Below are 22,949 nucleotides of genomic sequence, written 5' to 3'. Positions count from 1 at the left end.
GTTGCCTTCGGGTGAGCGCGCGACGATTCACCGAAGGCCGGTATGGGCTGTTCGCCGTCCGTAGCGCGCGCAGGATTGGGCCGCTCGGAGGGACCGCAGGCGGCGTACGTTGTACCAGCCTTCCAAGAAGGATGCGCCTCCGTGCCTGTTCATCCGCGAGCGGCGCGAACCCATTCAACGCAGGGAAACCGCTGACCGCCAGGGACAGCGCCCGGACGCGTTTTTGGCCGACTATGATCCGTCGACGCTACACTGCACGCACATCGATGAAGGTCTTCGCCCTGCCTTACGATTTCCCGATCACCGGCACATTTTCCGTGGCGTCGACCGCGCTCGTAATCATCGACATGCAGCGCGACTTTTGCGATCCGCGGGGCTACATGGGCACGCGCGGCGCGGACGTCGGCCCGGCGCGCGCGATAGTGCCGCGAATTCAACGCGTGCGCGAGCGCGCGGCGGCGTTGGGCATTTTGGTGATTCACACTCGCGAAGGCCATCGCGCCGATCTCGCCGATCTGCCGAAAAGCAAGCGGCTGAAGACCGCTCGCTCTGGCGCCGAAATCGGTAGTCCTGGCCCGCTCGGGCGACTGCTCGTGCGTGGCGAACCGGGCTGGCAGATCATCGATGAGTTGACGCCGCGCGGAGGCGAAATCGTGATCGACAAGCCGGGAACCGGCGCGTTTCATGCGACCGATCTCGATCACGTGTTGTCGGTGTCGGGGATCTCAGCGCTGATCCTCACCGGCGTGACGACCGGCGTCTGCGTGAACAGCACCGCGCGCGAAGCGAGCGATCGCGGCTACGAGGTGCTCGTGTTGGAGGACTGCTGCGCGGAGCCCGATGCGGGTGACCACGAGGCGGCGCTGCGCCTGCTGCGCATCGAGGGCGGCTATCTCGCGGCGACCGCGCGCTCGGACGATCTGCTCGCCGCGCTCGAGACACTGGGAACCGTCCGCATGCCTGCGGCGCGGCACGCGTGAACGCGGGGCGCGCCGCTTCGTTCAAACCGCCTTGCGCGTAAGCTGTTCGAGCATCTCGAGGTCGGTTTGCATCCCCGACGTCTCGCGGATTCGCGCGAGAATCTCCCGCTTGAGTGCGGTGAATTGCGGCGACAGCTTCATGTCCGGGTCGCGCTTCGCCGGCAGCGGCACGTCGTAGATCGTGTCGATGCGGCCGGGCCGTGGCGCCATCAGCACGACGCGGTGGCCGAGGTAGATTGCTTCCTCGACGTCGTGCGTGACAAACGCGATGGTCGTCTTCTCCAGCCCGTGCACGTGCAGGATCAGGTCGTGCATCACTTCGCGAGTCTGCGCGTCGAGCGCGCCGAATGGTTCATCCATCAGCAGGATCGACGGCCGGCTCTGCAACGCCCGCGCGATCGCGACGCGCTGCTGCATGCCGCCGGACAATTGATTCGGATACGAATGCTCAACGTGCGTGAGGCCCATCGAACGCAGCAGCGCGTCGGCCCGCCCGCTGGCCACCTCGACGGTGCTCTCGGTCTGGTCGCGACAGTTGGTCTTGAGCCGCCGCGAGAATCGGATGTTCTCGCGCACCGTCAGCCACGGATAAAGGCTGTAGTGCTGCGACACCATCGCGCGCTCGACGCCGGGGCCTCTGATCGCTTGCCCGTCGATCCGCACCGCGCCTTCGTCGATGGTCTCAAGACCGCCGAGTATGCGCAGCAACGTGGACTTGCCGCATCCTGACGCGCCAACGAGCGTGACGAACTCGTTCTCCTGAATATCCAGCTCGATGTCGGCAAGCGCGCGAATCCGCGCGCTGCCGCGCCCAAAATACTTCGATACCCGACCGATGGAGATCTTTGAGGAGTGAAAATTCATCGCTTGGTCATCCACTTTCCAAAACAGAGCCGGTGTACGAGCCGGAACGCCTGATCGATCACCAGACCAATCAGCCCGATCAACAGGATGCCGCCGAAAATGCGGTCGGTCTGCAGGTACCGCTGCGCTTTCAGGATCGCGTAGCCGAGGCCCGAATTGGCGGCGACGAGTTCGGCGACGACGAGGTAGGTCCACGCCCAGCCCATCGTGATACGCAGTGTGTCCATGATCGCCGGCTTCGACGACGGGAAGATCACGAGCCGGACCAGCTCCTCGCGCGTCGCGCCCATCGTCTGCGCGGCCTCGATCTGCGAAATAGGCACCGCACGCACGTTCTCGGCGATCATCAGCACCATCTGGAAGAACGTGCCGATGAAGATGATCGCGATCTTCGAGCCTTCGTCGATGCCGATCCACAACATCACGAGCGGAATGAACGCGACAGCCGGCATGTAGCGGATGAAATCGGTCAGCGGTTCCAGCATCGCCTGCACTGGACGAAAAGTTCCGATCAGCAACCCCAGCGGCAAGGCGATCGCTGCCGACAGCGCCCACCCGCCGACCACGCGATAGACGCTGATGCCGATATCTTCCGCAAGGCCGTCGTCCGTCCACCAGCTCGCGAGGCGCTGAACGACCGCGCTGGGCCCGGGCAGGAAGGTCGGATTGGCGAAGCCGGAGCGCGACAGCGCCCACCATGCGAGCAGCGGCACGATCAGGCCCGCGAGCGCGAACGCGACATACGTATGGCGGCTGATTTCGCCGCGCACGGCCCACAGCGGCGGCGAGTGGGTGCGGTCGGAAACGCGCGGGGCGAGCGGCTTCCCGCGCGAGGCATGTTCGGTCGTCGACATCATCGCTCCTTGGGGTCGGTAAGTGCTGCGGATTCAGTGGACAGGTCGAAGCGAAGGGGGACCGTGCAGCCCTCGCGCCACGGGTGGGTGGACAACACGATCGTCGGTCCTGCGTCCGACGGCGGCGCGATACGGCCGAGCGAGATTTCGAAGTCGACGAGCTCGCGTGCCTGGTCGAGCGAGACGGCCGGGTCGGCCACCACGCTCGACAGCTTGCGTCCGCGATGGCGCGCGAGCAGCGCGCTCGCTTCGGCCGAACGCCCGCGCGCCAGCATGAAGAAATCGCCGGCTCGGGCGACGAAGCCGGCGGGGCCTTCGTCCACTAGTTGCGGTTCGCTGCGTGGCGTTCCGTCGCACAGCGACAGCAGCTCCGCTCTCGACACCAGTGCGCCCCAGCTCGCGCCGACCGACGCAGGTTCGCGCTCCCATCGCTCGTGATAGTCGGCGTCCACGCCGTCTTCGAGCAGCACTTCCTGCCGCTCGAAGCGCATGTCCCCGATGTCGCGCGCGTCACTGGGTGGGCTAAAGTCAATGCGGCGATGCCAGGTGCAGATATCTGGCATGCCCACGTCGACCTGCGTGAATCCCGCGAAGCCCTGCTGCCGCGCCAACTCAACAAGCGCGTCACGCGATAGCGCGTCGACACCCGTCACACCGTCGAATCCGCGACGGTTCGCCGGCACGCGCAGGTCCACATGCACGCGCGCGCTTTGCAGCCAATACACGCGGGTCGCGCGGTCCTCGTCGCCGGCCGCGTTACGCAATAGCGTGCGACGCCATACGCCGAGGTACGCATCCGGCACGGGTCCGGCGGGCTCCGGACGATCGAGCGATGCGCGCAGGTCCAATCCGCAAGATTCCATTACGCGTGCCATGCGCTCGCTCCACTGACGGTCCGCCAGAACGCGATGTCGTGATTCGGCCATATGAAGGCGCCGGTCTCGCACGCGAGCGACTTCAGCTTGCGAATGCTGGCGAGCGCAAGGTCTTCGCGGTCGTTCCAGCACAAGCCCGGCGCGATTTCGTCGTCGAGGTTCTCGGTCAAGTCCGCCGCATCGCCGGCAAGGATCACCGGCCGGCCGTTCGGCAGTTCGATCCACAGCGACATATGTCCTGCTGTGTGGCCCGGCGTATTGATCGCCCGCACGCCGGGCGCGAGATCGTATTCGTCGCGTTGTAAGCGCCAGCGGTAGTCGCCCGCGAAGTCGTCCTGGAAGTAGCCGCCGTCGGCCTGCGCCCGAGCGGCTTCGAGCTCGTCCGCATGCACGTGGATATCGCAGCCACGTACGTCGCACAATCCGCCCGCGTGATCGAAATGCAGGTGACCGACCATCACGACGTCCACGTCGGACGGACGCAACCCGAGCCGCGCGAGATGGTTCGGAATGCGCTGCTCGTCGGTCATTTGCGGCACGGGCAACGGCGACTCGCCGGTTTCGTAGTAGCGCGCGCGCAGCGCGGGATCCGCGATCTTGCTGTAATCGCAACCGACGTCGTACAGGATGCGTCCGTTGCGCGTCTCGATGAGATACGCGAGGATCGGCGCATCGATCTCCGTGCCCACGCCGCGACGGCGCGTCGACACCGACTTGTCGTACCGGTGCATCGCCGTCAGCAGCGGCCACATCCTTAGAACCTGGGTCATCGTTCGTGCTCCGCGTTCAGGACAGGTCCGCGAATTCCGCGCGCAACGCGGTGGCCACGCGCGCGGCCACTTCTTCCGCGAGCCATGCACCCTTCGCCGCGCTCGCGCCGCGCGCCGACGACAGCACGCCCGAAAGGGGCACCCAGCCGGTACGCGTCGGGTACGTGTCGTACGCGGGGAAGTCGGCGGGACCGTCGTCGGGCATCGCGTCGAGCGACACGAGGTCCGGGTGGTAGTGCAGCATCATCGACGTCTCCATCACCGCCGCGTGCTCGAGCGCGAAGCCCGGAAAGCCTTCCGGGAATACTTTGGCCAGCGTGGTTTCCGTCAGGAAATCCCAGTATTCGAGGCGCACCACGCGCAGCGGCGGCGTACGCGTGCCTTGCACCGACAGGTCGCGCATCGCGAGTTCGATGCCTTCGGTCAGGAACCACTGGTTCTCGTAGTGACCGTCGATCAGCGCGAGGCGGCGCACGCCGTGCCGCGCGAATTCGCGGATCACGTCGCGCGTCATCTGGCTCAGGCTGTTGCCGTCGAGGCTCGTCGTGCCGCAGAAATGCTGGCCGCCGCCGCACTTCGGCTGCGAACGATAGCCGTAGTTGAACGTCGGCGCGACGATCCCGCCGAGCTGCCGCGCGACGTCGAGCGCGACCGCGCCCGACAGCAGCGCATCCGTGCCGAGCGGCAGATGCGGACCGTGCTGTTCGAGCGCGCCGCACGGCAGCAGCACGATGGCGGCGTCGTCGACGACACGCTGGCGGTAGCGGACCCAGCTTAGATGCTGCATCAGATGAGATTGCATTGAACTTTCCAGTATCGAGTTGTCGAGCAGAATCACACTGCGGTGAGGAACGACACGCCCACCGCGCCATAGAAGTCGTCGACCTGTTTCGCGGCGACGTCCATCGACCCGTAGTCGGCCGACAGCAGGCGCGTCACGCGATGCCGATGGAACCCGCGCAGCAGACGCGACATCGGAATCACCTGGCTGTCGTCGTCGCCGTACAGCTTGCGGTGCATCGCCGGCAGGCGGTACCACGGCTCGATCGGCCGCTCGTGATGCGCGTTGTGATAGGAGAAATTCAGCAGCAACAAGTTGAGGATCGGAAACCGCTGCGACACGAGGTTCGAGTACGTGTTGCGCTGCTCGTATGCGCGGTCGCGCAGCTTGTCGTCGGGGATTCGGGCGTCGTCGCCGAGCGCGTCGAAAGCGTCGTACGTGTGCTGATACGCGTCAGCGAAACGCAAAACGGTGATGCACGCGAGCCATGCCACCAGATAGAGCGGCACCGCTTGCGGCGACACCCAGCCGAGCAGTGCGAACAGCGCCGCGCGAATCGCCGCGACGAGCACGACGCGCCGGCGCTGCGTGCGACGGTCGTCGCGCAGAAACGGCATCACGATCACATAGGCATGCATCAGCAGCTCGACGGCCGGCACGTAGGCCCATTCGAGCAGCACGATCGCGCGTCTCACCGGCGCGGGCAGCTTCAGCAGGAAGCCCTTTGCGTCGAACGTTACGATGTCCGCGCGGTCCACGTGATGTCGCATGTGCTTGTGCCGCAGCTCGGCGAACGGGGCATAGCACGCGCCGGTCAGCCACGCGAGCGCCGTACCGAGGCGCTCGTTCGCACCGGGCGTCCGAAAGATGGCCTGATGTGCGGCGTCATGCAGCAGATACGCGCTGACGATCATCGCGTGCGCGAGCAGCGCGACGCCGGCCGCCGCGACCCACGCGCGATGCGAGCACAGCAGCGCGACGCCGAGCGCGTATCCGCCAAACGCATACGCAATGGCGGCCGTATGGGGCAGCCGCCCGTCCCGATAGCGGTAGATCGCGGCCATGCCGGTTACCTCGCCAGCTGGTTCACGAACTGCGCGTCAATCGTCTTTTCGGTCGGCGGCAACGCGCTGATCTGCCCTTTCTTCAGCAGCAGGTTGCCGATCACCGCGCCGCTCGTGTAGTAGGAACGCGTGGTCGGCCCTTTTACGAAGCTCTGCCGCATCTCGGCAACCGGGATGTTGTACACGCCGTCCAACTGCGTCTTTACGTCGGCAGGCGACACGCCGAGCGCCTTGCCGATGATCTTGTATGCGTCGTCGGGATGGCTCTTCATGTACGCCATGCCGTCCGCATACGCCTGCAGGATGCCCTTTACCTCTGCCGGATGCGCGTCGATAAACGACTGGTCGAACACGAGCACGTCGGCGATAAGGCCCGGCGCGTTGCGCGACGAATAGACGACGTGGTACTTGCCCTTGCCCGAGTTCACGATCTGCGACACGTTCGGCTCGTACGTGACGCCGACCGGCAGGCTGCCCGACAACATCGCGCCCGGGATCGCCTCAGGCGTCATGTTCACCGGACTGATGCTCCGGTCGTTCATGCCGTTGGTCTGCAGCGCGTAGCTCAGCAGGAATTCAGACGGCGACAGCGGATTGAATGCGATCTTCTTGCCCTTGAAGTCGGCCACCGATTTGATGTCCGCCGACGCGACGATCGCATCGGCGCCGCTCGAAAAGTCGATCGGCATCACGACCTTCTCCGAGAGCCCCTTCGCGACCGAGCCGACCACCTGGTCGTAGGTCAGCATCACGCCGTTGACCGAATGGCTCGTCAACGCAGCGGGCAGGAGACCGGGGTCGGTGAAGAACTGGAGTTTGACGGACAGTCCGTACTTCTTGTAGAGATCGAGGGCTTCGGCCACGTAGAACGGCCCATAGCCGATCCAGACGACGGTGCCGATCTTGATGGGCTCCGCGGCGTGAGCGGCGGGCGAACCCAGCAGCGCGGAGACGACCAGCGTGCTGGCAATGGACAGCATACGCAATGCTTTCTTCAAACCGGACGGCATACCTGTGGCTCCTGATCTTGAGGGGGAAATTGCCACGGGAGGGCGCTGTCTCGCGCATCTCCCGGGCTTTTATCCCTCCGTGGAGCACCGTTCGTAACCGCCGACCGGAGCCGGAAACTCTCGGACCAGACATCCGCACGACGACCGGCGGATCGGAACCCTAGTTTCCCGTCAATAGCTGAACTCGAAGCTCATCCCGTGACGCGCTCGTTTAAGCAGGAACTCTGCCAGTTTGCATCGGGTGCGCTGCAGCGGGGCTAGACGAGCGTTTGCCGGCGACGTCCGTGGGTGCGCTGACGCACGGTTGGGCGCGGCCGGCCCGAAATGGTGCAGCGTGCCTCCATCATGAAGCAGCGCGCGCGCTCGTGACACCGCCCGTGAGGATGCTGGTCGCCAAAAATAAGAGTCCTTAGAATCGAGCGCAATGTAACGACAGCGCGTCCGCGCCCGTTGGCCATGCAACCTGACGATTTCGACAACGGCGCGCGACGCGGCGTCCCCACGTGTCTCGTGACCGGCGCCGGCAGCGGCATCGGCCGCGCGGTCGCACTGGCGTTCGCGAGCCGCCACGCGCGGGTGATCGTCAACGATTTGCCTTCGTGCACGACGCTCGACGCGTTGCGCGACGAAATCGAAACGATCGGCGGCGCCTGCACGATCGCCACGGGCGATGTGTCCGATCCCGGTCGCGTGCGCGAGATCTTCGCCGACATCGAACGGCTCGACGTGCTGGTCAACAACGCGGGTTTCCTTCAAGAGAGCGAGATAACCGGGCTCACCGACGCGATGTGGGACAGGATGATTCGCGTACATCTATATGGCGCGTTTTACTTCGCGCGCGAAGCGGCCCGTGTAATGAAGCGTGAGCGCCACGGAGCGATCGTCAGCGTCGCGTCGGACATCGGCCAGATCGGCTGCGAGAACCTGAGTCACTACAGCGCGGCGAAAGGCGGGATCATCGCGCTGACCAAGAGCCTGGCGCGCGAGCTTGCGCCGTACCACGTACGCGTGAACGCCGTCGCGCCCGGCGGCGTGCTGACGCCGATGGTCGATGCGCTCGGCGACGCGTACGTCACGGAGGAATCGGCGCGCTATCCAATGAAGCGGCTCGGCACGCCCGACGAAATCGCGAACGTCGTGCGCTTTCTGGCATCCGATGCGGCCAGCTTCATGACCGGACAGATCGTCGGCGTCAATGGCGGCGGAGTGATGAACGGCTAAGAGGAGAATCCTGGATGGCCATACTCGTGACAGGCGGCTGCGGCTTTCTCGGCCGCACGCTGATGCAGATGATCGCCGGCAGCGGCCGCGTCGCGGTCAGCTATGACCGGCGCGCGGACACCGACGACGCGACGCGCGGCATTCGCTACGTGCAGGGCGATCTGAACGATCTGCCGAGCCTGCTGGAGACGATCACGCGCTTCCACATCGACGCGATTATCCACACGGCGGCGATCTCGCATCCGTATTTCTCGCGCGAGATTCCGTATCAGACGGTCGTCACCAACGCGCTCGGCACGACGAGCGTGTTCGAGGCGGCGCGGCTGAAATCGATCGCGCGTGTCGTGAACTTCAGTTCCGAATGCGTGTATGGCGACAACGACCATCTCGACGCGACGCGCGAGGACGCAGCGCTGAACCCGACCACGCCGTATGGGGCGACGAAGGTGTTCACCGAGAAACTCGCGGCCGTCTACAACCGCCTGTACGGGATGAGAATCGTGTCGCTGCGTCCGGGCTGGATCTATGGGCCGGGACAGTTCATGCAGTGCTACCTGCACACGATGCTGCGCAACGCGATCGACGGGCGGCCGACGCGCGAGCCCATAGGCGCCGACTACCGGTTTCAGTACGTGCACGTCACCGACGTGGCGCGCGCCAGCCTGCTAGCGCTCGACCTGCCTGCCGGCGGGTCCGGGGTGTACAACGTCACCGGCGGCGATCAGCGTTCGTACGCGGAGGTTGCCGAGTTGGTGCGCCGGCGCTTTCCTTGCGCCAACATTGAAGTCGGGCCCGGCACGATCGATGTGCTGGATCGAAACGCACAGTTCGATCTGACGCTGGCGAAGCGGGAGTTGAAGTACGAGCCGCGGGTGACGCTCGAAGAGGGGATCGAGACCTACGCGGCATGGCTCGCGGACCACCCTTACTGAAGCGGGCAGGGTACTAGCGCGTCTCTCGCGTGTCTCACTCCCGAGGTCGGCGTCTTGAATGAATGCTCGTTGCTCGGCTCCGCCCGGCCCGGCTGATTGAAAGCTCGGTCCGAGATGTAACGGCAATACGCGCTGCCCGCCTGACATAAAACGTCTCCCGCCTTTCGGACGCGAGATCGTGGTGGTTAAAACAACTTCGCTCTTTCGAGAGTCGTCATCACTCATACTCTCGTTGCCGAATATGGGAAGCAAAAACGGATCAAGCGTGCTCAGTCGTCGTTCTTGCAGCGCGACGTCGACCGAATTCGTGACGATGGTGAGATGGCGAGCTTGGCGAGTTCGTCCGCGAGGATTGCAGTCGTGGTTCCCGCATCGACGAAAACCGTCTGCCCGGTGAACGATGCCGATGGCCGCCCGGGCGACGAACGATTTCGCGCGCACATTGGCCCGGGCGCGTTCCGCGATCGGAGCCTCGTCACACGAGAGCACGGCACCTCCCTGGACGCGCCGCAGCGCACCTTCTCTTCGAGATCGAGCAAAGTCGCGGCGCACCGTTTCGCGCGACACGGCGAGCTCCGCCATGATCCTCTCGTTCGACACACGGCCCAGCATCAACAGAAGCGCCTGTATGCGCTGATAACGGTCCTTCTGCCACATAGGGAATGCTCGCTTGTGGGAGCATCAATGAGGATCGCGCTGGCACGCTGACATTCAGACGACATCCGCCTTAAGTGAAAGTCGTACTTTTTTGGCAGCTTGCAAATTCGAGTATTTGAAACTAGCCTGCACCAGCAATCGAACGATCTCTTCAACGCACTACCCTCCTTTCGGGAACATCGATGACGATGAAGCGTAGCTGGGCGGGCCGTCTTCTTTCGATCTCCACGGCAACGGCGCTGGGGGCGGGCGGCAGCGGCGCCGTATCGGCCGCGCCATCCGAGGCGCTCGTAACCGCCGCGAAGCAGGAAGGGCAATTGACCACGATCGCCTTGCCGCACGACTGGTGCGGATACGGCGCGCTGATCGACGCGTTCCAGAAGAAGTACGGCATTCACGTCAACGAACTCAACCCGGATGCGGGTTCGGGCGACGAGATCGAAGCAATCAAGGCAAACAAAGGCAACAAGGGTCCACAAGCGCCCGATGTGATCGATGTCGGGCTGTCGTTCGGTCCATCAGCAAAGAACGAGGGCTTGTTGCAGCCTTACAAGGTGTCGACGTGGGACTCGATCCCCGCTGCGTTGAAGGATGCGGAAGGCTACTGGTATGGCGACTACTACGGTGTGCTCGCGTTCGAGGTCAACGCGGACATGATCGATAAGCCGCCGTCCGATTGGGGCGATCTGCTCAAGTCCGAATATCGCAACGCGGTCTCGCTGGCGGGCGACCCGCGTTCGGCGAATCAGGCGATTCAGGCCGTCTATGCGGCGGGCGTTTCGCAGACGAAGGGTGACGGGTCGAAGGCCAACCAGGCGGGCCTCAAGTTTTTCGCCGACCTGAACAAGAGCGGCAACTTCGTTCCGGCAATCGGCAAAGCCGCGTCGCTCGCGCAGGGTACGACGCCGATCATCGTGCGCTGGGATTACAACGCGCTTGCCGATCGTGACACGCTCAAAGGCAATCCGAAAGTGCAGGTGATCGTGCCCAAGACGGGCGTCGTCGCGGGCGTGTATGTGCAGGCGATCAGCGCTTATGCACCGCACCCGAACGCCGCGAAATTGTGGATGGAATTCCTTTACTCAGACGAAGGGCAACTCGGCTGGCTCGCCGGATACTGCCATCCCATGCGCTATAACGAACTGGTCGCGCAGAAGAAGGTGCCGCAGGCGCTGCTCGCGAAGCTGCCGCCGGCATCGGCTTACAGCAACGCAATGTTCCCGACGCTCGACCAGCAAAACGCGACGAAAGACGCCGTCACGAAGGGCTGGGATCAGGTCGTCGGCGCGACTGTAAAGTAGGCGCGAGTTCGCCGGAATGAGCGCATCTCCGCAGCGAGGCGTTTCGGGCCCGGATTTGCTTTCGCCGGCCGCGCCCGCGCCGCAGTCCGACCCCACCCGCGTACGCCGTGGCGCCGGCTGGCTCAGCTATGCTGGCGTCGCACCATTCTTTGCCTTCGCGCTGCTGTTCCTGTTGCTGCCCACCGCTTTTCTGATGATCGGCGCATTCCAGGATGCGCAGGGAAACTTCACGCTGGCGAATCTTCGCGAACTGTCCGAGCCCGCCGTGCTCGATGCGTACTGGATCAGCGTGAGAGTGAGCGTGGCATCTTCCGCCGGCGGGACGTTGTTCGGCGCGTTGCTCGCCTGGGCAGCGGTGCATGGCCGGCTACCGGCGTGGATCCGTCCGACGCTCATGACGTTCTCGGGAGTCGCCTCGAACTTCGCGGGCGTGCCGCTTGCCTTCGCATTCATCTGCACGTTGGGACGCGTTGGTCTCGTGACGGTGCTGGCGCGCAAATATCTCGGTTTCAATCTCTATTCCACGGGCTTCAGCATTCTCAGCTTTTTTGGGCTGACCATCACCTACCTGTACTTCCAGATTCCGTTGATGGTCCTGATCATCACGCCCGCGCTGGACGGGCTCAAACGCGAGTGGCGAGAAGCGTGCGACTGTCTCGGCGGCACGGCGGCGCAGTATTGGCGGTACGTCGGCTTGCCGGTCTTGTGGCCGAGCCTCCTTGGCGCGGCGCTGCTGCTCTTTGCCAACGCGTTCGGCGCAGTGGCCACGGCCTACGCGCTAACAGGCAGCTCGCTCAACATCGTGCCAATCCTGCTGTACGCGCAGATCCGCGGCGACGTGCTGCATAACCAGAACCTCGGTTATGCGCTCGCGCTGGGCATGATCGTGGTCACCGGGTTGTCCAACGGCGGCTACATCTTGTTGCGCGCGAGAGCCGAAAGGGGGCGCCGATGAAGAGGCAATCGCGCGCGGGCGCCTGGATCGCGATGATCATCGGCACGCTGTACTTTCTGGTTCCGCTCGCCGCCACCTTGGAGTTCAGCCTGCGGATGCGCCGCGATGGATATAGCTTCGACGCGTATCGGATCGTCCTCGGCGATCCGCATTTTCAGGCTTCGTTCGGCTATTCGGTGCTAATGGGCTTGCTCACCATCGTGATCTGCGTGCTGCTCGTCGTGCCCACCGCGTATTGGGTGCAACTGCGTCTGCCGAAGTTGCGGCCCGTCGTCGAATTCATCACCTTGCTGCCCCTGGTGATACCGGCCATTGTGATTGTCTTCGGCTATCTGCGCATCTATAACAGCAGTTCGATCCTGCCGCTCACCAGCAATGAGCGCGCGACCGATCTGCTGCTCGTCTTCGGCTACGTTACGCTGTCTTTGCCCTACATGTATCGCGCCGTCGATGCGGGCATGCGCGCCGTGGACGTCCGCTCGCTGACCGAGGCCGCCGAATCTCTCGGCGCCGGCTGGACGACGATCCTGTTGCGCGTGATCTTCCCTAACGTGCGCTCGGGGATTCTGTCGGGCGCGTTCCTGACGTTGGCCGTCGTGATCGGCGAATTCACGATCGCGAGCCTGCTTGACCGTCCGGCGTTTGGGCCTTATCTGCAACTGATCGGCGCGAATCGCGCATACGAACCCTCGGCGCTGGCGATTATCGCGTTCATCGTCACATGGGCATCGATGGGCCTGATCCAGGTGTTCGGATCAGCGCGCGCACTGGCCGGCCGTAAAACCTGAGCCGACGAGGCCGCAAGCATGCCATTTCTCGAAATCGACGATCTTCACAAAACCTTTGGGCCCAACGTGGCCCTGCATCGGTTCGACATGGCGATCGAGCAGGGCGAATTCATCACGTTTCTCGGTCCCTCAGGCTGCGGCAAGACGACGGTGCTGCGCATGATCGCCGGATTCGAGACGCCCACGCGCGGCACGATCCGTCTCAATGGACGCGACGTCACGCATATGCGCACGCGCGATCGTGCTGTGGGCATGGTGTTCCAGGCGTATGCGCTTTTTCCGAACATGACGGTGGCGCAGAACATCGGCTTCGCGTTGAAGGTTGCGAAGCGTTCGCAAAAGGAGATCGATGCGCGCGTCACCGAGCTGCTCGAGCTCATCAAGCTGCCGCAACTCGCCGCGCGGTATCCGTGGCAATTGTCAGGCGGACAGCAACAGCGTGTGGCGCTGGCTCGCGCGCTGGCGAGCAAACCGCAGGTGCTGCTGCTCGACGAACCCCTTTCCGCGCTCGATGCGAAAATCCGCGTGTCGCTGCGCGAGGACATTCGGGCGCTGCAGCGTGAGCTCGGCATCACATCAATTTTTGTCACGCATGACCAGGAAGAGGCGTTGTCGATCTCCGACCGTATCGTCGTGATGAACGACGGGCGCGTGGAACAGGTGGGTTCGCCGCTCGACATCTACAACTTTCCGCGCACGCGCTTCGTCGCGTCGTTCGTGGGAACGCTGAATATTTTGGCCGGACGCGTAATCGATCCCGGGACCGGGCGCATCGCGGTCGATGGTCAGGAGCTCGTGACATCGCGCCCACTGGCGGCGGATGATGCCGGAAAGGAACGATTGCTGGCGCTTCGTCCTGAAGCGATCGTGCTGGAGCCGCCGTCGAACGGCCGCAATTCTCTCGCGGCCACCGTCGAGCAGATCAGCTTTCTCGGCGCCGTGGTGCGCATTCGCGCGCGCGTCAGGCACGCGGTCGTTTCGCTCGATGTCTTCAACGATCCTAACAGGATCCTGCCGGAGTGCGGGCAGCCGGTTGCACTTGGGTTCTCGGAGGACAACCTTCTCGTGCTGGACGAGAACGCGCGCTAGCTCCCGTGACAACAGTGGCACTCCTGACCTGAAATACGGTCGGAAGTGCTTGGCAGGGATTCGAAGGTCATCTCCACCTCAGCAGCTACGATAGGTCCTCAAGGTGACAGTGAAGGTGCTCCCGACCGGCTCGATCTGCTGATGCGGCGCGGCCTCGAATGCGCCGCGCTGCCTGTCGATCCGGGCGCGGCTGCGAGCGGACGTCTAATTACCTCATTCGCAGACCGCGATGACGTTTGACATCAAGCCAATTGCGGTTCCATGATTCGTACGCCTAATTGAAATGCCCAGATAGCTTGACGGATACGCTGGGGTCTGCCATATGGAATTCCCTTCATCGCGAACGGGACTGTCACCACGCCGGCGCTGCTCTGGCAGTCGAGACAGCCGCTCAGGCTGAAGCGATCCACGCGTTGGGACGCGTCTATGTGTACATAGCTTGGAGCTCCGGCTGCCTATGTCGGGTGCAGTCTGCTACAGATCTCATTCTTAACGCGTCATCGCAAAGTCGGCACTCGTGAGGCTCACTGTCGTCGCCGGGCGGGCTCGCACCTACCGTAGTGCCACCGCTTGGGCCCTGTCGGAGCCATCGGTGAGCACCTTCGATATATGGGCCTCGTCTGCGTTCGTCGGGAAGTCTGCGCGCTGCTGTTCTTCCGCTTTGGCGTCGCCCCGAACGCGAGCCGCCTCTCCAACCTGGTCCGGCGCGGCACCATGAGCACGCCGAACGTCGGTGCTGGGCGAGTTCTGGGCCGAGCTGCCGGAAAAAGGCCGGGTACGCATCGAGCATCCTGACCTGCCGACGGACTTGCGCGAGGCGGCTGGCGAACTGATCGGCACGCTATGGACGCGGGCGACTGCATCGGCCGAGGCGCAACGGACGGCGCTGCGCGATGAGGCTGAGGCGGCCCGAGAGAAGCGGAGCAGAAGGTCGTGGCGGCGCGCGAGGGGCTGGCGCACACCGAGACTGCTCTGGAGCAGCGCACGGCCGCGCTGCTCGCGGCGCAGGTCGATATCCGGGAGCTGGAGCGGCAGCAGGCGGAAGAGTCGGCCACGCGCAAAGCGCTTGAGGCACAAATCAAGCATCTCGGCGAAGAAGCCATTGCGCGCGAGCGTGAACTTGAGAAAGTGCGCGATACCTTCTCGCGCGATCTCGAAAAGCTCAGGGAGACGGCGAGCCGCGCCGAGGAACGCCTACGCGCAACGGAAAAACGAGCCCTGTTGGAGATTGACCGCGAACGCAGCGGAGTGGCCAAGGCTCAGAAGGAGCTGGCGGAGGCAGCCAAACGCGCCGACAAGCGAGAGGCCGAGCATCGTCGCACCGTCGAGGCGCTGCAGGCGCTGCGGGCGCAGCAGGGCGACGCGCGTCACCGGAACGGGGTGCTGCAAGGCAAGCTCGCCGCACTCGAAGCGGCGCATCACTCGCTTCAGGCACAGTTGAAGTCGCTGAGCACGACGAACCAATCAGTCTCGATGAACTGTCTCGGGGTTGTCCTGCCGATTCAATCGGAGACAGCGTCGCCGAGTATGCCTCTGCCTGCGTGCGGTCCGCCATACTTGAGTGAGGTCGTTGCAGGGTATACAGATTGCACTGATCGCCGATTGCGCCCTGCGTGGCTGGCCGTCATCTACCTTCTCTCGTGCGACGATCCAGACCCGCGTCCGTAATAGCCGGTAAGAGGATGTCGGCAGTCCGCGAAGTGGTTCTGCTTTATCGTGCTGGCCGCAATTGCTCCGTGAAAGACAGGGCGGGCGACCAGCTCCGAAAATGCGGCACGCGTGGGCCAGACCTTTGGCGACCGACCGCGGCGAGGGCCTCAATCGCGTCGCCTGAAAATCTCCTCGAGGTCGACCTCTTCTTCGACGACATCGAGATTCAGCGAGCTTTCGATGTGGTCGAGGTGATGAAGCATGAGTTCGACCGCCCGTTCGCCTTCGCCCTCCGCGATCGCGTCCACGACAGCGGTATGCTCGTCCGCCCGGCAACTCGCGCTGATCGGTGCGTCGTAGAGCAGGATCACCAGGCACGTAAGCGTCGTCAGCTCACGCATGCTGCGCGTGAAGGCGGAATTCCCCGACAACGTCGCGACGAGGTTGTGGAATTCCCCGGAAAGCCGAATCACCGCGCGCTTGTCGGAGCGCTCGCGGGCATCCATCTCGAGGCGTAGGTGGTTGCGCAGTTGCGCGAGCTTGTCCGGCGTCGCCGCACGCGTAAGCCGACGTATGACGGCCGGTTCGATGACCCTGCGTGCCTCGAAGACATCGCGCGCCTGATCGACGGACGGCTTCGCGACGAACCAGCCTTTCTTCGGATAGACCTCGACGATCTGTTCATAGGCGAGACGGCTGAGGGCATCGCGCACGCGCGCGCGATTCACGCCGAAGATGCTGGCAAGCCGCTCCTCGGCGAGCTTCGTGCCGGGCAAAAGACGGTGTTCGAGCAGCGCGACGTAGATCTGCTCATAGATGTCTTCGCTGGTACTGTCCCCCTCGCGCGTCTTACGGGGTTTGCCTGTCTGCCTTTCGCCGACTGTTTTTAGCATGTGCTGCACTTCGAGTAATGGCGCATGTCGAGGTCGACATGCCGTTGAGTTAGTGTTGGCGAGCGTTGGTCGGTGTTACGCCACGAACGGGTGTTCCGCGATCCAGTGACGCGCAATGTCGATACGCCGCGTAATCCATACGTCTTCGTGCTTCATTACGTGGTCGAGAAATCGCTCGAGCCCGGCCGCGCGGGCCGGATGACCGATCAGACGCATATGCAGTCCGACTGACATCATCTTCGGCTGCGTTGCGCCTTCGCGATACAGCATGTCGAAAGTGTCGCGCATGAATTCGAACCACTGACTGCCGGTGCCGACCGAACTCGCATACTGTCCGTCATTCGTGGTGAGCGAGTAGGGTATCACCAAATGCGGACGGTTCTCGACGACCTTCCAGAACGGCAGTTCGTCACCGTAGTAGTCGGAATCGTAAAGGAAACCGCCTTCTTCAGCGAGCAGGCGGCGCGTGTTCACCGACGGCGAATAACGGCAATACCAGCCATAAGGGCGTTCGCCGATGGTGCGGGTCAGCGACTCGATGGCGCGGCGAATATGCTCGCGTTCAGTGGCTTCGTCCAGTTCGTAATGCTTGATCCATCGCCAGCCATGACTGCATACGTCATGGCGTGCCTGGCGGATCGCTTCGGCGGCTTGCGGATTACGCTCCAGCGCGAGCGCGCAGCCATAGACGGTGAGCGGCAGGCCGCGCTCTTCGAAAAGCCGCATCAGGCGCCAGAAGCCGACGCGGCTGCCGTATTCGAACAGACCTTCCGCGGCGAGATCGCGTCCGCGCACGCCCGAGTTCAACCCGTGTGATTCGGTGAACCACGTCTCGGTCGCACTTTCGCCATCGGCAATGGAAGGCTCCGAGCCTTCCTCGTAGTTCATCACGAAGTTGATCGCGATACGAGCCTTGTCCGGCCATCGCGCGTTGGGCGGCGTCGCCCCATAGCCGATGAAGTCGCGCTCCAGTTCCATACGTCGCTCCCTTTCAGTTGGATGAGTCGTCAGAGCATCACGTCGCCGCCGTTGGGCGACAGGGTCTGGCCGATAAAATACGCGCCGCCCGTCTCGGACGCGAGCAGTAGCGCGGTGGGCGCGATTTCGTCGCTTTCACCGAAACGGCCTGCGGGTAGCTGCGCGAATTTCATCGCACGCCAGGCGTCGGTAAAGCTCGCCAGCATTGCGGTTTCGACGGGCCCCGGCGCAATCGCGTTGACCGTGACACCGTGCGGCGCGCCTTCATAAGAAAGCGCGCGCGTAAATCCGACGACGCCCGCCTTCGATGCACAGTAGTGCGCCATGTCGTGAGTGCCCTTGTAAGCGAGCTGCGATGCGATGTTGATGACGCGCCCGTACTTGCGCGCGATCATGTCGGCGAAAAACTGCTTGGTCACGAGGAAGGTGCCGCGCAGGTTCACGGCCATCATGCGGTCCCATTCGTCGATGGACAGGTCCACGAACGCCGTCTCGCCACTGATGCCGGCCGCGTTCACGAGAATATCGACGGGGCCTAGATTTTCGCGTGCCCATGCGCCGAGGCGCGCGACAGACGTCGCATCGGTCACGTCGCATTCGGTCGTCGCGACACGCGTGCCGTTCGCGCCGAGCTCATCGGCGAGCGTTTGGGCGCCGGCTACATCGCTGATATGCGAGATGCCGATGTTCGCGCCATGTGCCGCGAACAGCCGCACGATTGCACGGCCGATGCCGCTGTTGCCGCCCGTCACGAGCGCGGTACGACCTTCCAGCGAGAACGATTCCATGAATACTCCTGTCAATACGAAACCGGCGCCGCATCAGCGGGCGTCTGCTTCGGCAAGCCATTGCGCATAAGCGCGGATGCCGGCCTCGATGTCGTGGCGCGGGCGAAAAGCCAGATCGGTCGCTGCCGCCGAGATGTCGAACTGCTCCTGAAGTTCGTCGAGCGGGTCGGGTCCGCAGTCGAGTTCGATATCCGCGTCGGGCATCACACGGCGCACGACCTCCGCGACTTCGCCAAGCGTGAGGCGGGTGCCGCCGGTAATGTTGTAGACGCGCCGGCGAAGCACGGGCGCGTCGAGGGCCGCGAGCAGAGCGGCGGCGGCATCATCGACATGGATGTACTGGCGATGAAAGTCCGCGCCGAACGGCACGCGCGTCGGCTGAGCGCGCATTGCGTCGGTGAGCATGCGGCGGATAATGCAGTCGGTGGTGCGATGCGGACCGTACACCCACGACAGGCGCAGGCTTACGCCGTCCACGCCGTATTGCTTTGCGTAGGCGCTGACCAGTTGCTCGCCGCAGACCTTGCTCGCGCCATAGAGGCTCGCCGGCGCCATCGGCACGTCCTCCCTCACGGGGCCGGGCGGTGTATCGCCGTACGCGCTTGTCGACGAGCAATAGACGAAGCGCCGCGCGCCATGAATGCGTGCGAGTTCGAGCATGTTCGCCGTGCCGCCGATGTTGACATCGAACATGGCGACGGGATCGTCGCGCGCAACCATCGGCCCGGAAAACGCGCCGCAATGAATGACGGCATCGAGCCCATCGCGCGCGAGCGCATGCAGCCGATGCACGTTGCGCAAGTCGCCTTCCAGCACCGTCAGTTCGCCGATGCGCAGTCCGCCTTCGCGATCCACCGGAATGACCGCGTCACCGCGCGCGTAGAGCAAGCGCGACACTGCACGTCCCACCAGACCGGCTGCGCCGGTCACCATGATTTTCTGCGGCTGGCTCATTGTCGTGCCCCTGCGACGTCGAGATGATGAACGGTTCTCGCCACTTCCTCGATGGGAAGCTCGGCCTGCAACAGCTTGCGCGTGTATTCCTCGACGGGCTGCTCGAACACGGCGTCGGCAGTGCCCGTCTCGATGATCTTGCCGTGCCGCATCACCGCGACGTAGTGCGCGAGCGAGCGCACCGAGTTCAGGTCGTGCGTGATAAAAAGTGCGGACAGCCCCATCTCGCGCTGAAGATTGCGCACGAGATCGATGATCTGCGCGCGCACCCGAATGTCGAGCGCGGTCGTGCACTCGTCGAAGACGACGAAATCGGGGTTCGCCGCGAGTGCGCGCGCAATGCCCACGCGCTTCTGCTCGCCGGCCGTGAGGTCGTGCGGATACGCGTTCGCGCGGCGCCGTGAAAGATTCACGAGATCGAGCAGATGCAGAATGCGCGCCTCGCGATCGGCGCGGCTCAGCTGTTCACCCAGTGCGAACGGCTCGGCGATGAGATCGCGCACCTGCCAGCGCGGATTCAGCGACACATAGGGTTCCTGAAACACCATCTGCATCCGCCGCCGCACGCTGCGAAACGCGCCAGGCGTCATGTCGAGCGTACTCACGCCGTCGAAGCGCACGACACCCGAGTCCGCGTCGAGCAAACGCAGAAGGCATTGCCCCGTCGTCGTCTTGCCCGAGCCGCTTTCGCCGACGAGCGCGAGCGTCTCGCCCCGTCCGATCGAAAATGAGACGTCGTCGATGGCCCGCACCACGGCGTGATTGCGATCGGAAACGAACGTCTTGACCAGATGCTCGACTTCCAGCAGTGGACGCCGCGTCGGCGCGGCCTGCTCTTCGGCGGCTTGTGCACCGCGCGGCGCCGGACGCACTTTTGCGGCATCGAGCAACTCGCGGCTGTAAGAGCGGGAAGGAGATCGAATGAACGGACCGACGTCCGCAAGTTCGATCAGCTGCCCGTCCTTCATGATCGCAACGCGGTCGCAGTAGTTCGCAACGATGCCCAGGTCGTGGGTCACCATCACGACGCTGAGGCCTAGTTCGCGCGCCTTGCTCGCGAGCAGGTCGAGCACTTGCAACTGGATGGTCGCGTCGAGCCCGAGCGTCGCGTCGTCGGCGAGAAGAACCCTCGGCTGCGCTATCAGCGCCATCGCAATCACCACGCGCTGCGCCATGCCGCCCGAAAGTTCGTGAGGATACGCGTGGGCTCGCGCTTCCGGATTGACGATGCCCACCTGCTGGAACAGTTCGATGGCTTCGCGCCACGCCGCTTTCCGGCCGATGCGCTTGTGGACGCGCAGTACGCGCACGATCTGAGCACCGACCGTCTCGACAGGATCGAGCAGCATCTTCGCGTTCGTGCCGATCAGCGCGACATCGCCGCCTCGATATCCGCGCTTTTCGTGCGCGGACATGTCCAACACGGACTTGCCGTCGAGCATGATGCGACCGCCGACCACGCGGCCGCCCTCCGGCAACAGGTCGATGATGGAACGTGCCAGCACCGACTTGCCCGCGCCGGTTTCTCCCACGATGCCGAGTATTTCGCCCTTGCGCAGCGCGAAGCTGACGCCGTCGAGCACGTGCCGGGACGGCGCGTCGTCGAAGGCGACGCGCAGGTCCTGCACTTCGAGCAATGAAGATGAGAGCGCGCTGCTCATGACTTGCCTCGCGTGACGGGATCGGAGAGACGCTTGACGGCATCGCCGAGAATCGCGAAGGTCAGCACCGAGACGATGATGGCGAGGCCCGGAAAGAGCGCTGCCCACCAGACGCCGAGAATCATCTGCTGCGCGCCGTTGGCGACCATGAGGCCCCACTCGGGCGTCGGCATGCGCACGCCCGCGCCGACGAACGAGAGGCCCGCCGTCAGCAGAATGGCCATGCCGATGCTGATCGAAATCTGCACGATGGCGGGCGTGATGGCGTTGGGCAGGATGTGACGGAACATGATGGCCGTGTCGGTGGCGCCGCTGCACACCGCCGCGCTGATGAACGGCCGGTCGCGCAACGACAGCACTTCCGCCCGAATCAGGCGCGCGAACATCGGGATGAAGAGGACGGCCAGCACGATCGCCACGTTCCAGATTTCCTGACCCATGACCGATACGAGCGCCATGCCGATGACGAAAACCGGAAACGACTGGATGAAGTCGAACACTCGCATCACGAGTGTGCTCAGGAAATTCCGGTAGTAGCCTATGAAAAGCCCGATCGGCACGCCGATGGCGAAGGCGATGGCCACCGCCGTTACGCTAATGAGCAAGTTGATGCGCGTCGCGTAGATCACGCGCGAAAGGATGTCCATGCCCGACACGTCCGTGCCGAACCAGTAGCGCCACGAAGGCGGCTTCAGGATGTTGGACGGATCGGCGTCGATCGGCGAGTGCGGCGCGATGACGGGCGCGAAGACGATCAGCACGATCTGCAGCGCGAGCAACGCCAGTCCGATGACGAGCGTTGCATTCGTGCGGCCACGCAGGGAAAACAGCGGTTTCATATCTCGATCCTCGGGTCGGCGAGGCCGTAGAGCACGTCCACGGCGGTATAGACGAGCAGGATGAATGCGGCAGCCACGAGGACGAAGCCCTGCAGCGCAGGATAGTCGCTGTTCATCACCGCCTGAACAGCGTACTGGCCGAGCCCGCCCCACGCGAAGATCGTCTCCACCAGCACCGCCGCGCCCAGCAGGAAGCCGAACAGAAAGCCGATCATCGTGATGATCGGAGGCAGGCTGTTGCGCAGCGCACTCAGCACGAGCGTGCGCTCGGAAAGTCCGGATGCGCGTCCGTGACGGATGAATTCGCTTTTGTAGAGGCCCTCGAACGTGGCGCGCGTCAGCTTCATCAGGCCGCCCATGTTGACGATGGTGAGCGTGAGCACCGGCAGCCATAGATGCGAGACCGACGAGCGCCATGCTTCCCAGTCGCCGGCGATCACGCTGTCGATGGTGTAGAAGCCCGTGACCGTCGGCGGCGGCGTGACGAACGAATCGACACGTCCGAACGGTGCGGGTGCAATCCCGGCGAGATGAAACAGCGTGTATATCAGCAGCAGGCCGACCCAGAAATCGGGGATGGCGCCCGCAGCGAGTCCATACACACGGCTCGCCCGATCGACGATGCCGCCGGGGCGCACCGCCGATGTCACCGCGATGCCGACGCCCAGCACCACGGTCAGGATCATCGAGTACACGATGAGTTCGAGCGTCGCGGGCACGCGTTGCAGCAGGTCGACGGTCACGGGGTTCGACGTGAACATCGAGGTGCCGAGATCGCCGTGCATCAGCGCCGACACATAGCCGCCGAACTGCGACCAGACGCTGCCGTTCAGGTGCAGCCGCTCGCGCAGCGAAGCGATGGCTTCGGGCGTCGCCATGTTGCCGAGCATCAGCAGGGCGGGGTCGCCGGGCAGCAGTCGAATCAGCAGAAACGTCGCGAACATCACGCCGAACATCTGCGGAACGAGAATGCCGATCCGCGCAATGACGATGCGCAGCGGGCGCGGAACGGATCGCCATGCAGTGAAGAGAGACATCGCGCTGG

The 22,949-nt window shown here is 64.0% G+C and carries 21 protein-coding genes, 2 pseudogenes and 1 riboswitch; of the genes and pseudogenes, 8 read left to right on the top strand and 15 right to left on the bottom strand.

Annotation, left to right across the window (positions count from 1 at the left end; translation table 11 throughout):
- Positions 1 to 11 precede the first annotated feature (11 nt).
- Entirely contained in the window at positions 12 to 980 is a 969-nt protein-coding gene (locus tag NCR35_RS28535) for a cysteine hydrolase family protein (RefSeq protein ID WP_250537264.1), read from the top strand.
- A gap of 21 nt (positions 981 to 1,001) precedes the next feature.
- On the opposite strand, the gene NCR35_RS28530 is transcribed toward NCR35_RS28535, so the two are convergent.
- Genes NCR35_RS28530 through NCR35_RS28500 form a run of 7 tightly spaced genes read right to left on the bottom strand, consistent with a single transcriptional unit; the run spans position 1,002 to position 7,198 of the window.
- The gene (locus tag NCR35_RS28530; protein WP_250537263.1) at positions 1,002 to 1,844 is read right to left on the bottom strand and encodes an ABC transporter ATP-binding protein; all 843 of its coding nucleotides are present in this window, start codon (positions 1,842 to 1,844) and stop codon (positions 1,002 to 1,004) included.
- Positions 1,841 to 2,698 (bottom strand): ABC transporter permease, encoded by an 858-nt coding sequence (locus NCR35_RS28525; RefSeq protein WP_250537262.1) that lies wholly within the window; start codon positions 2,696 to 2,698, stop codon positions 1,841 to 1,843. The genes NCR35_RS28530 and NCR35_RS28525 overlap by 4 nt, the downstream gene beginning before the upstream one ends.
- On the bottom strand, positions 2,698 to 3,546 hold the full coding sequence (locus tag NCR35_RS28520; RefSeq protein ID WP_250537260.1) for a hypothetical protein: 849 nt from the start codon (positions 3,544 to 3,546) through the stop codon (positions 2,698 to 2,700). Before NCR35_RS28520 ends, NCR35_RS28525 begins: the two co-directional genes overlap by 1 nt.
- A 14-nt stretch (positions 3,547 to 3,560) precedes the next feature.
- The gene (locus NCR35_RS28515) at positions 3,561 to 4,343 is read right to left on the bottom strand and encodes an N-acyl homoserine lactonase family protein (RefSeq protein WP_250537259.1); all 783 of its coding nucleotides are present in this window, start codon (positions 4,341 to 4,343) and stop codon (positions 3,561 to 3,563) included.
- A gap of 16 nt (positions 4,344 to 4,359) precedes the next feature.
- Positions 4,360 to 5,145, bottom strand: a complete 786-nt coding sequence (locus NCR35_RS28510) for a creatininase (RefSeq protein ID WP_250537258.1) — start codon at positions 5,143 to 5,145, stop codon at positions 4,360 to 4,362.
- A 32-nt stretch (positions 5,146 to 5,177) separates the two neighbouring features.
- Entirely contained in the window at positions 5,178 to 6,188 is a 1,011-nt protein-coding gene (locus NCR35_RS28505; RefSeq protein ID WP_250537257.1) for a fatty acid desaturase family protein, read from the bottom strand.
- 5 nt (positions 6,189 to 6,193) lie between these two features.
- Entirely contained in the window at positions 6,194 to 7,198 is a 1,005-nt protein-coding gene (locus NCR35_RS28500) for an ABC transporter substrate-binding protein (RefSeq protein ID WP_250537256.1), read from the bottom strand.
- Between the two features lie 56 nt (positions 7,199 to 7,254).
- Positions 7,255 to 7,373, bottom strand: a riboswitch (guanidine-I (ykkC/yxkD leader).
- A 281-nt stretch (positions 7,374 to 7,654) separates the two neighbouring features.
- Here NCR35_RS28500 and NCR35_RS28495 point away from each other — a divergent pair.
- Both NCR35_RS28495 and NCR35_RS28490 read left to right on the top strand, forming a co-directional pair.
- Positions 7,655 to 8,419 (top strand): SDR family NAD(P)-dependent oxidoreductase, encoded by a 765-nt coding sequence (locus tag NCR35_RS28495; protein WP_250537255.1) that lies wholly within the window; start codon positions 7,655 to 7,657, stop codon positions 8,417 to 8,419.
- Between the two features lie 14 nt (positions 8,420 to 8,433).
- Positions 8,434 to 9,351 (top strand): NAD-dependent epimerase/dehydratase family protein, encoded by a 918-nt coding sequence (locus tag NCR35_RS28490; protein WP_250537254.1) that lies wholly within the window; start codon positions 8,434 to 8,436, stop codon positions 9,349 to 9,351.
- Between the two features lie 276 nt (positions 9,352 to 9,627).
- Here NCR35_RS28490 and NCR35_RS28485 read toward each other — a convergent pair.
- A pseudogene (locus NCR35_RS28485) lies at positions 9,628 to 10,008 on the bottom strand (DeoR family transcriptional regulator); the annotation flags it as partial.
- A gap of 182 nt (positions 10,009 to 10,190) precedes the next feature.
- Here NCR35_RS28485 and NCR35_RS28480 point away from each other — a divergent pair.
- The 5 genes and pseudogenes from NCR35_RS28480 to NCR35_RS28460 all read left to right on the top strand — a co-directional run.
- Positions 10,191 to 11,309 carry an ABC transporter substrate-binding protein gene (locus NCR35_RS28480; RefSeq protein ID WP_250537252.1) on the top strand — a complete coding sequence of 373 codons (1,119 nt, stop codon included), beginning with the start codon at positions 10,191 to 10,193 and terminating at the stop codon, positions 11,307 to 11,309.
- Between the two features lie 16 nt (positions 11,310 to 11,325).
- Positions 11,326 to 12,264, top strand: coding sequence for an ABC transporter permease (locus NCR35_RS28475; protein WP_250537251.1), 939 nt, complete (start codon positions 11,326 to 11,328; stop codon positions 12,262 to 12,264).
- On the top strand, positions 12,261 to 13,052 hold the full coding sequence (locus NCR35_RS28470) for an ABC transporter permease (RefSeq protein ID WP_250537250.1): 792 nt from the start codon (positions 12,261 to 12,263) through the stop codon (positions 13,050 to 13,052). The genes NCR35_RS28475 and NCR35_RS28470 overlap by 4 nt, the downstream gene beginning before the upstream one ends.
- Before the next feature lie 18 nt (positions 13,053 to 13,070).
- Positions 13,071 to 14,141: an ABC transporter ATP-binding protein gene (locus NCR35_RS28465; RefSeq protein ID WP_250537248.1), complete on the top strand. Its 1,071-nt coding sequence runs from the start codon at positions 13,071 to 13,073 to the stop codon at positions 14,139 to 14,141.
- 630 nt (positions 14,142 to 14,771) lie between these two features.
- Positions 14,772 to 15,590: pseudogene (locus NCR35_RS28460) on the top strand (DNA-binding protein); the annotation flags it as partial.
- 368 nt (positions 15,591 to 15,958) lie between these two features.
- On the opposite strand, the gene NCR35_RS28455 reads toward NCR35_RS28460, so the two are convergent.
- The 7 genes from NCR35_RS28455 to NCR35_RS28425 form a co-directional block, all read right to left on the bottom strand.
- Positions 15,959 to 16,684: a GntR family transcriptional regulator gene (locus NCR35_RS28455; protein WP_250537247.1), complete on the bottom strand. Its 726-nt coding sequence runs from the start codon at positions 16,682 to 16,684 to the stop codon at positions 15,959 to 15,961.
- Positions 16,685 to 16,759: 75 nt separating this feature from the next.
- On the bottom strand, positions 16,760 to 17,662 hold the full coding sequence (locus NCR35_RS28450; RefSeq protein WP_250537246.1) for an allantoinase PuuE: 903 nt from the start codon (positions 17,660 to 17,662) through the stop codon (positions 16,760 to 16,762).
- A gap of 29 nt (positions 17,663 to 17,691) precedes the next feature.
- Positions 17,692 to 18,450, bottom strand: coding sequence for an SDR family NAD(P)-dependent oxidoreductase (locus tag NCR35_RS28445; RefSeq protein ID WP_250537245.1), 759 nt, complete (start codon positions 18,448 to 18,450; stop codon positions 17,692 to 17,694).
- A 33-nt stretch (positions 18,451 to 18,483) separates the two neighbouring features.
- Positions 18,484 to 19,404 carry an NAD-dependent epimerase/dehydratase family protein gene (locus tag NCR35_RS28440; RefSeq protein WP_250537244.1) on the bottom strand — a complete coding sequence of 307 codons (921 nt, stop codon included), beginning with the start codon at positions 19,402 to 19,404 and terminating at the stop codon, positions 18,484 to 18,486.
- On the bottom strand, positions 19,401 to 21,065 hold the full coding sequence (locus tag NCR35_RS28435; protein WP_250537243.1) for an ATP-binding cassette domain-containing protein: 1,665 nt from the start codon (positions 21,063 to 21,065) through the stop codon (positions 19,401 to 19,403). Before NCR35_RS28435 ends, NCR35_RS28440 begins: the two co-directional genes overlap by 4 nt.
- Positions 21,062 to 21,904 (bottom strand): ABC transporter permease, encoded by an 843-nt coding sequence (locus NCR35_RS28430; RefSeq protein ID WP_250537242.1) that lies wholly within the window; start codon positions 21,902 to 21,904, stop codon positions 21,062 to 21,064. Before NCR35_RS28430 ends, NCR35_RS28435 begins: the two co-directional genes overlap by 4 nt.
- Positions 21,901 to 22,941: an ABC transporter permease gene (locus NCR35_RS28425; protein WP_250537241.1), complete on the bottom strand. Its 1,041-nt coding sequence runs from the start codon at positions 22,939 to 22,941 to the stop codon at positions 21,901 to 21,903. The genes NCR35_RS28430 and NCR35_RS28425 overlap by 4 nt, the downstream gene beginning before the upstream one ends.
- Positions 22,942 to 22,949: the final 8 nt, after the last annotated feature.

This window comes from Caballeronia sp. AZ10_KS36 (genome assembly GCF_023631105.1).
GTDB lineage: Bacteria > Pseudomonadota > Gammaproteobacteria > Burkholderiales > Burkholderiaceae > Caballeronia.
Note: the sequence above shows the minus strand (reverse complement) of the source record. Positions and strands in the feature narration are given on the sequence as shown.